Source organism: Massilia sp. LXY-5 (genome assembly GCF_059801075.1).
This window is the reverse complement of record NZ_JBNNEH010000003.1, coordinates 899,566-912,360: the sequence shown is the minus strand read 5'-3', so window position 1 is coordinate 912,360 and position 12,795 is coordinate 899,566. Positions and strand designations below refer to the sequence as shown.

The following is a 12,795-nucleotide window of genomic DNA, read 5'->3' as shown; positions in this document are numbered from 1 at the left end:
CCTCTTTCAGTTGGCTGTTTGTTCGTGGGTGAGCGCACGGGCCAGCGCCATCAGCGCCTGTTCCAGCAGCAGGCCGACCACCCCGATGATGACGATGGCAATGATGATGTGCGCGACGTTCAGGTTGTTCCACTCGTCCCAGACCCAGAAGCCGATGCCCACGCCGCCGGTCAGCATTTCTGCGGCGACGATCACCAGCCAGGCGGTGCCGATCGCCAGGCGCACGCCGGTCAATATGTAGGGCAATGCGGACGGCAGCACGATCTTCGTCACGACCTTCCATTCGGACAGGTTCAGCACGCGCGCGACGTTCATGTAGTCCTGCGGCACGCGCTGGACGCCCACCGCGGTATTGATCACCATCGGCCAGATCGAGCAGATGAAGATCGACCAGATCGCCGCCGGGTCGGCCGACTTGAAGACCAGCAGGCCGATCGGCAGCCAGGCCAGCGGCGACACCGGCTTGAGCAGGCTGATGATGGGACCGAACATGCTGGCCGCAAAACGCACCCGGCCGATGACGAAGCCCAGCGGAATGCCGATCAATGCGGCCAGGCCGAAACCGAGCGCCACCCGTTTCAGCGAGGCCAGCACGTTCCAGCCGATACCCTGGTCATTCGGGGTATTGCGGTAGAACGGATCGGCGAACAGCACCAGCGCTTCCCTGAAGGTCGCCAGCGGCGACGGGAAGGCGCTGTTGCGGGCGGCGATGATTTGCCAGGCTAGCACCACCAGCGCGATGCCGGCCAGCGGCGGCAGGACCAGTTTCACCGCCGCGGAGAACGACCGCCCCGCCAGCGGGCGGCGCGCTGCCGGCGGCGCCGCAGTGGACGCTGGAAGGGGCCGGGCCGGCTGCCCGGCGTTCATGGCGAGGATATCGGCTGCGGTGACCGCAGGCGGCAGTTCCTGCGCTTCGGATTTCAGCATGGCGCTCATGGTGTTTCCTTCTCTGGCGGGATCATGGTCAGACCTTGATCTTGAACGAGGCGGCGTAGGATTTCGGGTTCCTGCCGTCCCAGACGGAGCCGTCCATCAGTTTCGAGCTGCGCAAGGGACTTTTCGGCACCGGCGTGCGCGTCATGGTGGCGGCTTCCTTGTACAGCTCGACCTGGTTGACCGCCGTGGCCACGGCCAGGTAGTCCGGATCTTCCTTCAGCAGGCCCCAGCGGCGGTGCTGGGTCATGAACCACATGCCGTCCGACAGCCAGGGGAAGTTGACGGCGCCCTCGTTGTAGAACTTCATGTGGTTCTGGTCGTCCCAGGTCCTGCCCAGGCCGTTCTGGTAGCGGCCCATGATGCGCTGGTCGATCGCATCCTTGCTGGTATTGACATAGGACTTGGCGGCGATGACCTCGGCCATCTTGTTCTTGTTGGCCAGCGAAGCGTCGATCCATTTGCCGGCTTCGAGGATGGCGGCCATCATGGCGCGGCAGGTATTCGGATTTTTTCTGGCGAAGTCCAGCGTGCAGCCCAGCACCTTTTCGGGGTGGTCGCGCCAGATGTCCTGGGTGGTGGCGGCCGTGATGCCGATGCCGTCCATGATGGCGCGGTGCCCCCAGGGCTCGCCCACGCAGAAGCCGTCCATGTTCCCGACCCGCATATTGGCGACCATCTGCGGCGGCGGCACCGTAATGACCTTGGCGTCCTTCATCGGATCGATGCCGTTGGCCGCCAGCCAGTAGTACAGCCACATCGCATGGGTGCCGGTCGGGAAGGTCTGGGCGAAGGTGTAGTCGCGTTTGTCCGTCCGCATCAGCTTCGCCAGCGAGGCGCCGTCGGTCGCGCCTTTGTCGGCCAAGTGCTTCGACAGCGTGATGGCCTGGCCGTTGTTGTTCAGGCCCATCAGCACCGCCATGGCCTTCGCCTGGCCGCCGATCCCCATCTGGACGCCGTACAGCAGGCCGTACAGCACGTGGGCGGCATCCAGATCGCCGTTGGACAGCTTGTCGCGCACGCCGGCCCAGGAGGCTTCCTTGCTGAGCACGAACTTGACGCCGTATTTTTTATCGAGGCCCAGGACCGAGGCCATCACGACCGACGCGCAGTCGGTCAGCGGGATGAAGCCGATCCTGATTTCCTCTTTCTCCGGCTTGTCCGAGCCCGCTGCCCACACGCCGCCGCTTGCCAGGCCCAACAGGCTGCCTCCCGCCAGCAGGCCTGCGCCATGCATGAGGTTCCTGCGCGTGGGATTCACCTCGTCGGCGCCCGCTGGCACGGTGTTCTTCTCTTGAAGCTTCTGATTTTCCATCGCAAATCCCACATGTAGTCACGGCAAAAAAAAACGTCCACCCCAACACGAACGGATTCATGTTTCGGTAGACGTCGTTGTCCTGTGGACCCGCCGCCATTGGCAGGACACACGTGCGCTTCATTGCGCTCGTGTTCAACATGCAATGTTCGTGCCACTGCGCTTCATACAGGAGAGCGGCATGCGGCCACCGGGCCGGCGCACCGCGCGCTTGCGCCGACGCCGCACCAGGATTGCACAGCGCATCATTTTGGACGGGAGCTTTCCGCGACTGCCCGGGTCAAACCGCATGCACCCGTAGCGCTCCACCTTCACCGAAGGAGACTGCCATGCGTACCCTGCTCTGCCTCGTCTTCGCCTGCACCCAGGCTGCCGCTGTCGCCGCCGCACCGATCGACCAAGGAGAGGCCGAAGACCTGAAACACGATATCGCCGGCGAGTACCGGCTCGAGACGGGACGCAGCGTGCGCCTGTCGGTTCTCGATGGGACACTGTATATCGACCTTGACAATGCCGGGCGCAAGGCACTGCATCCGGTTGCGCCGAACCTGCTCGCCTCGCGCGACGGGTCCCTGACGGTGGAATACCTGCCGGCGGGTTCGGTCGAGCGCATCCGGATCCGGCACGAACGTTTCCCCGCCGGGCAACGGCTCGGTATGCTTCGCACCGCCGGACGCTAGCCCTGCGGCGGGCATCCGCCGGCAGCCACGGCGGGCGCTCAGGCGTCCTCATGGAGGGCCATGCGGCTGCGGGCGCAGTTCTTGAGCGGAACTGTTCTGTTTTCGCGTGCCGCCCTTACGCGCCTTATTGCATAATTCGGATACGTGCGCGGCTCCGCCGTGCCCTCGCTTTCCAACGCACTGACGAAGCCACATGACCCGGTTCCCACGCCTACGAGGCCAAACGATGCGTCCGAGATGACCGATCGCCACCCTTCCGCGCCCTCCGCAGCGCCGCCTCCGAAGCCCGGTCCGTATCCGCCGGCCAGCCTCAGCGCCCTCGTGGTGTTGCTGATCCTGACCCTGGTCCTCGGCACCGCGGCCATGCTCAAGGTCAGCTACGAGGACACGATGCGCCAGCAGAAAACCACGCTGCGCAACCTGGCGATCGCGTTTGCCGCGCAGACCGAAGTCGTCGCCCAGGCCGTCGACGAGACCATTCGCCAGGTCCAGCGCAGCTATGCGTCGGCATCGGGCCAGGCGCCGGTGCGGCTCGACTATTTCGACGGCCAGGGCGTCGCGCGCGAATACCTGCTGGGACTGTACGTCTTCGACCTGAACGGACGGCCGCTGGCAAGCGCCACGCCGGCCGGTGCCGCTGTGCGCGCACCCGCGCCGGCCGCTCCTGTCGCCGCGGTCCTGCGCGACGATGCGATGCACGTCGCCATCACCTCGGTCGACAAAGCGACCGGCCGCGGCGTGATCAACGTCGCCGGGCCGCTCCGCGACGCGGCCGGGCGGCCCGCCGGTTCGGTGCTGGCGCAGGTCGATTCGGAGCGCTTCGAGGACATCTACAGCCTGGTGGAACTGGGCAAAGGCGGCTCGGTGACCCTGTTGCACCGGGATGGGACGATGCTGGTGCGCGGTCCGACCCTGCCGTCCAACATCGGGCGCTCGTTCATCGATACCCCCCTGTTCCAGCAGCAGCTGCCGGCCAGCCCGCGCGGCGCGTTCGAGGCGGCGAGCCCGGTCGACGGCCTGCACCGCATCTACGGTTACGACGCCGTCAGGAATCATCCGCTCGTGATCATCACCGGCATGAACAAGTCGGTCGCGCTGGCGTCCTGGTACGGCCGGCTGTGGACGGCCGTGTCGCTGGTGGCGCTGATCTGCCTGACCCTCGTGTTCCTGGCCTGGCGCGTGGCGCGCGATACGCGGCAACAGCATGCGCTGATCGCCCGGCTGGAGGCGAGCGAGGCGCGCGCCGGCCGCAGCGCCGGTTACCTGGCGGCGATCTTGAATGCCGTGCGCACGCCGATCTGGGTGCTCGACAGCGCGCGCCGGCTGGTGATGTGGAACGATGCCTTCACCCGCTTCGTCGGGCGCGCGCCGGCGGAGATGGCCGGGCATCTCGAAGGGCAGGTGCTCGACCCGGGCGGCGCGGCCGAGCGCGAGCGGCGCTACGCGCTGGTGATGGGTAGCGGCCGTACCGACGAGGCGCTCGCCACGGTCAGGGACGGCAGCGGCGACGCGCGCAGCGTGATCCAGCAGACCGCGCAGCTGCTGGACGCGTCCGGACAGGTGCAGCTCGTCAACTTGCTGACCGACATCACCGAACGCGAACGGGCCGAGGCCCACCTGGCCTACCTGGCGAACTTCGACGCACTGACCGGGCTGCCGAACCAGAACCATTTCCGCCACCTGCTCGGGGGCGAACTGGCCGATGCCGCCGCCAAGGGCACCCTGCTCGGCACCCTGGTGGTATCGCTGGCGCGCCTGCACGAGATCAGCGACCTGCTCGGCCACGAAGCGGGCGAGGCCGCCCTGCGCGAGGTCGGCGCCCTGTTCCAGTCCCAGCTGCCGCGCGCGGCCGGCGTGGCGCGCATCAAGGGCAACGAGTTCGCCGTGGTCGTGCATGCTCACCACGGACGCGGCGAACTGGAGGAATTCGCGCAAGCGCTGCACCGCCGGCTCTCGAGCGCGCTTACCGTCAACGGCCGCGAGTTTTTCCTCGGCCCGCGCTTCGGCGTCTCGGTCTTCCCCGAAGACGGGCAGACGGCGGACGAATTGTTCCGGCGCGCCGAGAGCGCACGCAACCGCATCGACCTCGAGGGCGACGCCATCCATTTCTTCTCCGAGAGCGCACAGATCGACCTCGACGAGCGCCTGACCGTCGAGGCCCAGCTGCGGCGCGCCCTCGAGCGCGGCGAATTGCGCATGGTGTACCAGCCGAAGGTGGCGCTGGCGTCGGGGCGCATCGTCGGCTTCGAGGCGCTGCTGCGCTGGCGGAACGCGGAACTGGGCGAGATGTCGCCGGTGCGCTTCATTCCGCTGGCGGAACGCACGGGACTGATCGTGCCGATCGGCGCCTGGGTCATGCACGAGACCTGCCGCCAGCTGGCGCGCTGGAACGCGGGCGGGGCGCGGCTGAAGGTGGCACTCAATTTGTCGCCGCGCCAGTTCGACCAGAAGGACCTGGTGCCGATGATGCAGCGCTGCATCGAGGAGACCGGCGTCGATGCCGGCTGCCTGGAATTTGAAATTACGGAAACGGCCCTGATGAGCCGGGAGGTGGAAGTCGACGCCCTGCTGCACGCGATCCGCGCGCTCGGCGTCGAGCTGTCGATCGACGATTTCGGGACCGGCTACTCGAGCCTGGCGGCCTTGAAGCGCTTCCCGGTGCAGCGCCTGAAGATCGACCGCGCCTTCATCCGCGACCTCGGCCGCGACGAGGACAGCGCCGCCATCGTGCGCTCGATCGTCAACCTGGCGCGCAACCTGAAACTGGCAGTGGTGGCCGAAGGCGTCGAGACCGAGGAGCAGCTGGCGATCCTGCGCAGCCTCGCCTGCGACGATTACCAGGGCTTCCTGTTCAGCCGCCCGGTCGAGGCCGACGTGGTGCCGGCGCTGATCGAAGCGAACCGCGCGGTGCTCGCCTGAGCTCCGGCGAGCACGCCCTGCTTGCTTAGAACTCTTCCCAGCCGTCGGCCGCGGTCGTTGCGGCCGCTTCCTTTTGCAGCGGACGCGGCTGCGCGCGAACGGTGGGCGCGGCCGGTTTCGCGAGCTGGGCGCGGGCCGGCGCCTTCGGGGCCGCCGCACGCGCCGGCGCCGCTGCCGGTGCCGCTGCGGGCGCGGTCATGCTGCCTCCGATCCGGAACGCGCCCACCGTGCGCGCCAGCGCAGCCGCTTCGTGCTGCAGCGACTGCGCCGCCGCCGAGGCCTGCTCGACCAGGGCCGCATTCTGCTGGGTGGTCTGGTCCATCTGGACGATCGCTTCGTTGACCTGGGTGATGCCGGCCGTCTGTTCCTGGCTGGCGGCGCTGATCTCGGCCATGATGTCGGTGACGCGGCTGACGCTGGCGACGATTTCCTTCATCGTCGCGCCGGCCTGGTCGACCAGCGCCGAGCCATGCTGCACCTTGCCGACCGAATCGTCGATCAGGCTCTTGATCTCTTTCGCCGCCGCCGCGCTGCGCTGGGCCAGGTTGCGCACTTCGCCCGCCACGACCGCGAAGCCGCGGCCCTGTTCGCCGGCACGTGCGGCTTCGACGGCGGCGTTCAGCGCCAGGATATTCGTCTGGAAGGCGATGCCGTCGATGACGGCGATGATGTCGACGATCTTGCCGGCCGAGGCGTTGATGCCGCCCATGGTCTCGACCACCTGCGCCACGACTTCACCGCCCTTGCCGGCGATCGCCGATGCCGAGCCGGCCAGCGCGTTCGCCTGGCGCGCATTGTCGGCGTTCTGCTTGACCGTCGAGGTCAGCTCTTCCATCGAGGACGCGGTTTCTTCGAGTGAACCGGCCTGCTGCTCGGTACGCGAAGACAGGTCCAGGTTGCCGTCGGCGATCTCGCTCGATGCGGTGGAAATCGTGTCGGTGCCGGCGCGGACCCGGGTGACGATGTCGACCAGCGACCCGTTCATGTCGCGCAGGGCGGCCATCAGGCGGCCGGTTTCGTCATTAGCGCGCACTTCGATGCGCTGGGTCAGGTCGCCCTGGGCCACGGCGCCGGCAATCTTCACTGCCTCTTCCAGCGGACGCACGATGGCGCGCACCAGCAGCCAGCCCAGCCAGGCGGCCATCGCCAGGCCGAACACGAGGCCGGCGAAGCAGACCAGGCGCACCAGCTCCACGACTTCCTGCGAGCGCTTGAAATCCGCGGCGGCGACGTCGGTCTGGATCTTGACCAGGCCGGCCAGATGCTTGCCCATCGGGATGGCCAGGCTGTGCATCGGTCCATTCATGCGGGCGGTGGCGCGGTCGACGTCGCCTTCCTTCAGGGCGGCAACGATCGGCTTCATGGCCTGCTCGAGGAAGCGCGCGCGCGATTCCGCAAATTGTTCGCTCAGCTTCTTCTCGTCGTCGTCCATTTTGGTGAGGGCGTAGGCTTGCCAGGACTTGTCCGCCGCGGCCGTGTTCGCCTCGACCTGCTCCAGGATCGGTGCCGCCGGCGCCCCGGTCGAGATCGCCTTGGCGACCAGGATCTGGTTCAGCATGATCGAGCGCTCCACGTCTTCGAGCTGCGACAGCGCGACCAGGCGGTCGTCGTACATGCTCTTCATGGCGTCGTTCGACTTTTCCAGGTTCAGGATGCCGACGGCAAAACCGGCAATGAGTTCGATCGCGAGGAAGCCGATCACGAAGATCAGGCGGGTCCTGATGGTGAGGTTCTTGAACATGATTCGCTTGCAGTAAGTTGTCGTAGGAGGGCACGCGGCCCTGGTAATTGAATTATAGAAACTTCCGAATCTCTCAGGAAAGAGTATCAACTTTCCGTACGTGATTCCCCGTATTCGTCGTCTGAGGACAACGAAACGATAACAAGCCGGCATGCGCCCTGAACAAAACGGCAAGCCTGTCCGCCTGCGGCGTCGTGCGTTTGCCTATAAAATGCTGTGAATAAATTTCTATCGCGCCCCGCGCATAAAGGCCGTCCATGACTTTGCCCCTGATCCTGAACCTCGTCGTCGCCCTGCTGGTCTGCGCCCTGCTCTACCGCCTGCAGGCGAGCCACGCCTCGTTTACCAGACGCGTGTTCACGGGCCTGGGCCTGGGCGTGCTGCTGGGCGCGGCGCTGCAGGCGGTGTATGGCGCCGGCTCACCCGTCATCAACGCCACCAACGCCTGGCTCGACGTGGTCGGCAGCGGCTACGTGAAGCTGTTGCAGATGATCGTGATTCCCCTGATCATGGTCTCGATCATCGGCGCCATCCTGAAATTGCGCGACGCGGCCTCGCTCGGCAAGATCAGCGCGCTGACGATCGGCATCCTGATCGCCACCACGGCGGTCGCGGCCATGATCGGCATCCTGATGGCCAAGCTGTTCGGCCTGACCGCCGTGGGCCTGACCGCCTCGGCGGCGGAGGTGGCGCGCGGCGAATACCTGCAGGGCTCGCTGTCTACCGCCCAGGACATCTCGCTGCCGAAGATGCTGCTGTCCTTCATTCCGGACAATCCCTTCCTCGACATGACGGGCGCGCGCAAGACCTCGACCATCGCGGTCGTGTTCTTCTCCGTTTTCGTCGGTATCGCCGCGACCGGCATCGCGCAGAAGAAGCCGAACGAATTCGCTTCCTTCAGCCACTTCGTGCACGTCGCCCACACCATCGTGATGCGCATGGTCACCCTGGTGCTGCGCCTGACGCCCTACGGCGTGTTCGCGCTGATGACGAAAGTCGTGGCCGGCTCCAGCCTGCAGGACATCCTCAACCTGCTCGGTTTCGTGCTTGCTTCCTACAGCGCCCTGATCCTGATGTTCTGCGTGCACCTGCTGCTGGTTGCCCTGTCGGGCCTGAATCCGGCGCGCTACCTGAAGAAGATTTTCCCGGTGCTGGCCTTCGCCTTCACCTCGCGTACCAGCGCCGGTTCGATTCCGATGAGCGTGGCGACCCAGACCACGCGCCTGGGCACGCCCGAAGGCATCGCCAACTTCGCCGCCTCCTTCGGCGCCACCATCGGCCAGAACGGCTGCGCCGGCATCTATCCGGCCATGCTGGCGGTGATGATCGCGCCGACGGTCGGCATCGACCCGTGGGCCGCAAGCTTCATCCTGCCCCTGCTGGCCATCGTCGTGTTCGGCTCCATCGGCGTGGCCGGGGTCGGCGGCGGCGCCACCTTCGCGGCCCTGATCGTGCTGTCGGCGCTCGACCTGCCGGTGGCCCTGGCCGGCCTGCTCATTTCGATCGAACCGCTGATCGACATGGGGCGCACCGCACTCAACGTCAGCGGCTCCATCACGGCCGGCACCCTGACCGCGCGGGTACTCGGCGAAACCAATATCGCGGTATTTAATAGCGACGTGGAAACCAATCTGGATAGCGAAGAACAAGCCGCCTAAGGGACAAAAAAAGTTAATAGTTTGCGCACGGAATCGTGCGCGGCCCACTTGCCGAATCTGTCTATGATGATGACATGTCAACATCAACGGCGGGCAGGTAATGGAACAGAAGTGGCCACAGGAAATCTGGCTGATCAGGCATGGGCAAAGCGCGGGCAACGTTGCACGTGATGTCGCCGAAGCCGCTGCCGGGCACGAAATCGACATCGCCGAACGCGACGTAGACGTCCCCCTGTCCGAACTGGGCATCCGCCAGTCCGAGGCCCTCGCCTCCTGGTTCGCAAGCCTGCCGCAACATGAGCGCCCGAACGTCGTCCTGCATTCGCCCTATGTGCGTGCGGCCGAGACCGCCAAGATCCTGATCCGCCGCCTGGAGCGCGAGTCGCTGCTGGCGATTAACGCCGACGAGCGTCTGCGCGAAAAGGAATTCGGCATCCTCGACCGCCTCACCACGCACGGCATCGCCCACAAATATCCCGACCTGTACGCCCAGCGCCAGCACGTCGGCAAATTCTATTTCCGCCCGCCCGGCGGCGAAAGCTGGTGCGACGTCATCCTGCGCCTGCGCAGCGTGCTCGACACGCTCAGCCGCGACTGGTGCCACGAGCGCGTCGTGATCGTTGCCCACCAGGTGATCGTCAACTGCTTCCGCTACCTGATCGAGCGCCTCGACGAAGCGAGCATCCTCGCTTTCGACCGGGCCGGCGACGTCCCGAACTGCTCGGTCACCTCGTATTCCTTCGATCCGATCCAGGGCAAGCACGGCCGGCTGGTCGTGCGGCTCGTGAATTTCGTGGCCCCGCTCGAAAACACCGGCACCCCGGTCACGGTCGGCAAAGACGTGCCGACCGCACCGAAGGCCTGAGGCTCCCACCATGAATGCCATTCACGACGCTCCCGCCGTGCACGAGGTCACCACGCAGCTGCTGCGCGACTGGCCGCTGCCGATGCCCGGTGCCGAGGGGGACAAGGAAGAGCGCGGCCATGTGCTGGTGCTTGGCGGCTCGCGCGAAATGCCGGGTGCCGTGATCCTGGCCGCCACCGCCGCGCTGCGCGCCGGGGCCGGCAAGCTGACGGTGGCCACCGGTGCCAGCGTCGCCCAGCTGGTCGCGCTGGCCATGCCGGAAGCGCGCGTGATCGGCCTGGCCGAAACCGAGGCCGGCGGCTTCCTGCCGGAGGCAATCGCCAGACTCGACCCGCTGGCCGACCGCGTCAACGCCATCCTGATCGGACCGGGCATGCAGGACGAAGCAGCCGCCGCCGAACTGGTGCACGGCCTGCTGGAACGGATGCAAGGGAGTGATACGGCCGTGGTGCTCGACGCCTGCGCCATGGGCACGCTGCTGCATGCGCCGGCCGGCTGGGCGCCGGGCGAAGCCTTCCGCTTCCGGCAGCCGGTGATCGTCACGCCGCACTGCGGCGAGATGGCCCACCTGACCGGCATCGAAAAGGACGACATCGTCTCCGGCCCCGATGCGCGGGCGCTGGCATCAAGCGCGGCCTGGAACGCGGTCGTGGCACTCAAGGGAGCGCGCACCGTGATCGCCTCGCCGCAGGGAGAAATGTGGGAACACGAAGGCGGCAATGTGGGCCTAGCCATTTCCGGCTCGGGCGACACGCTGGCCGGCATCATCGCCGGCCTGGCCGCGCGCGGCGCAACGCTGGAACAGGCCGCCTGCTGGGGCGTGGCCCTGCATGCGCGCGCCGGCGAACGCCTGGCCGAGCGCATGGGCGTGCTCGGCTACCTGGCGCGGGAGATCCCGAACGAGATCCCGGCGCTACTCGAATCTATTGCCGGCCGCGAGGCGGGCAAGTCAAAGGAGCCCTGAACAAAGAGGGCTTCTGCAAAGGCCATCCGGCTGAACGTCGGGGGACCGGATGGACGGGAAACCGTTTGACCGGTATCAAACTCCGCAAGCAGTATCGCGGGACAAAGCAAGAAGGTCACGTTTCGACGAACTGTCGGTAGTCACGACAGTCTAAATTTTTCAGTCGAATTCGTGCACTGAATTGGGGCCGCGTGTTGCGTCGGTTCCCTGGTGGCTCGGCCAATGAACACAAGGGTGCATCGATGGCGATGTTTCCGACAGAGGTTCATGGTCGAGCCGAACTAGCGTCGTTGATCTCCACCGCCTCACCTGGAGACTTCGGCACAAGATAGACGTGAACGAGGAGTGTACACAATGAACGCAATGACCAAAGCACCAAAAATCCTGTTGACCGCAGCCCTGCTGGCATCGATGCTCGGTGCCTGCAAGAAGCACGACACCGCTGGCACCGCCGGCAGTGGCGACACCTCGGCAACCTCGCCGAGCTCGACGTCGGGCACGAGCGGCACCACCGGCACCACCGGCAGCACCGGCACCACGGGTGATACCGGTACCGGCGCAACCGGCACTGGCGCCACCGGCACCGGCGCAGCAGGCACCACCACGACGACGACGACCACGGGTACCGGCACCATGACCGACCAGTCTGGCGCCGGCGCAACCGGCACCACGGGCACGGGCGCAACCGGCACGACCGGCACCTCGGGCACCAGCGGCACGTCGGGCACCACGGGCACCACCACCTCGGGCGGCACCACCGGCAACACCGACTCGTCGGGCACCGGCACCACCGGCACCGGCACCACGGGTACCGGCCGCTAATCGGCTTGTCCGCCCACAAACCGGAGCCCCACAACGCGGGCTCCGCGTTTGCGCCTGGCCGGCGGATTTCAGCCGGCGTTTCGCTGCCGGCGTTCCGCAACAACGCCAGCTTTCGGGCCGGTCCTGCTTCGCCCTTCCGTTTCGCCTTTCGATTTCCCCACGTTGCGCCTTCGCTCTTGTGGTGGCCGTTCGCGCCACGGCCGCGCACCCTGTCGTTGCGCCGCCACCCTTTCCTTCCCTTCCTGCCGCCTGCGCCGCCTTTGCTGTGTCGCTCTGTCAAACAGCGCACAGTGAATCGCACACGGCCCATGACACAATCAAACCCAGTCCCCGCGCCGCCTGCCTTGACGCATGCGGCGGCGGCAAGCCATCGAACAAGGAGTCCCACCATGCACACCATGAATACCCTGCCGAAGATCGTACTGACCGCCGCCTTCCTCGCCGCCGCGCTCGGCGCCTGCACCAAGAAGGACTCCGGCCTCGGCGGCAACGGCGACGCCGCCCACGTGACGAGCCGGACCGAAGGCTCGGGCACCGGCGCGGCCGCCGGCGTGAGCGGCGCCACCGGCAATTCCGGCAACGCCGGCCTGTCGTCCACCGAGTACAACACCAACAACACGCCGCGCACCGTCGGCAACGGCGAGAGCACGAAGGAAACCAGCCTCGGCGCCAGCGGCGGCGCCAGCGGGGTCGACGGCGTCAAGCCGATCGACGGCAGCGGCAACACGACCGGCGGCGCCAATCCGGGCGGCTCGCCGATGCAGGCGGCACCGGCCGCGGGAACGCATACCTCCGGCCACACCGGCAATACCACCGGCACCGGGCCGGCGTCCACCAAGCCGGGCGCGGGCCAGTGAGCGGCAAGCACACGATGCCATAAAAGAAAAGCCTGCTTGCG

At 66.7% G+C, this 12,795-nt stretch carries 10 protein-coding genes; 7 read left to right on the top strand and 3 right to left on the bottom strand.

Translation table 11 applies throughout. The annotated features are described in order from the left end of the window. Positions 1 to 6: 6 nt before the first annotated feature. Entirely contained in the window at positions 7 to 936 is a 930-nt protein-coding gene (ntrB, locus tag ACI48I_RS13005) for a nitrate ABC transporter permease (protein WP_498574412.1), read from the bottom strand. Between the two features lie 28 nt (positions 937 to 964). Then, entirely contained in the window at positions 965 to 2,170 is a 1,206-nt protein-coding gene (locus ACI48I_RS13000; protein WP_498574530.1) for a CmpA/NrtA family ABC transporter substrate-binding protein, read from the bottom strand. Positions 2,171 to 2,577: 407 nt separating this feature from the next. Here ACI48I_RS13000 and ACI48I_RS12995 point away from each other — a divergent pair, with 407 nt between their 5' ends. Both ACI48I_RS12995 and ACI48I_RS12990 read left to right on the top strand, forming a co-directional pair. Continuing rightward, positions 2,578 to 2,928 carry a hypothetical protein gene (locus ACI48I_RS12995; RefSeq protein WP_193686515.1) on the top strand — a complete coding sequence of 117 codons (351 nt, stop codon included), beginning with the start codon at positions 2,578 to 2,580 and terminating at the stop codon, positions 2,926 to 2,928. Between the two features lie 237 nt (positions 2,929 to 3,165). After that, a complete protein-coding gene (locus ACI48I_RS12990; RefSeq protein WP_498574411.1) occupies positions 3,166 to 5,847 on the top strand; it encodes a bifunctional diguanylate cyclase/phosphodiesterase in 2,682 nt (893 codons plus the stop codon). A 25-nt stretch (positions 5,848 to 5,872) separates the two neighbouring features. On the opposite strand, the gene ACI48I_RS12985 is transcribed toward ACI48I_RS12990, so the two are convergent. Beyond that, entirely contained in the window at positions 5,873 to 7,588 is a 1,716-nt protein-coding gene (locus ACI48I_RS12985) for a methyl-accepting chemotaxis protein (protein ID WP_498574410.1), read from the bottom strand. A gap of 257 nt (positions 7,589 to 7,845) precedes the next feature. Between ACI48I_RS12985 and ACI48I_RS12980 the strand changes: the two genes are divergently transcribed. From ACI48I_RS12980 to ACI48I_RS12960, 5 genes are all read left to right on the top strand, one after another. Continuing rightward, the gene (locus tag ACI48I_RS12980) at positions 7,846 to 9,246 is read left to right on the top strand and encodes an L-cystine transporter (RefSeq protein ID WP_498574409.1); all 1,401 of its coding nucleotides are present in this window, start codon (positions 7,846 to 7,848) and stop codon (positions 9,244 to 9,246) included. Between the two features lie 100 nt (positions 9,247 to 9,346). Further along, a complete protein-coding gene (locus tag ACI48I_RS12975; protein ID WP_193686519.1) occupies positions 9,347 to 10,111 on the top strand; it encodes a histidine phosphatase family protein in 765 nt (254 codons plus the stop codon). A gap of 10 nt (positions 10,112 to 10,121) precedes the next feature. Then, a complete protein-coding gene (locus tag ACI48I_RS12970) occupies positions 10,122 to 11,075 on the top strand; it encodes an NAD(P)H-hydrate dehydratase (protein ID WP_498574408.1) in 954 nt (317 codons plus the stop codon). A 354-nt stretch (positions 11,076 to 11,429) separates the two neighbouring features. Further along, positions 11,430 to 11,897 (top strand): hypothetical protein, encoded by a 468-nt coding sequence (locus tag ACI48I_RS12965; RefSeq protein ID WP_498574407.1) that lies wholly within the window; start codon positions 11,430 to 11,432, stop codon positions 11,895 to 11,897. Between the two features lie 389 nt (positions 11,898 to 12,286). Then, positions 12,287 to 12,754: a hypothetical protein gene (locus ACI48I_RS12960; protein WP_498574406.1), complete on the top strand. Its 468-nt coding sequence runs from the start codon at positions 12,287 to 12,289 to the stop codon at positions 12,752 to 12,754. The last annotated feature ends 41 nt before the right edge of the window (positions 12,755 to 12,795 follow it).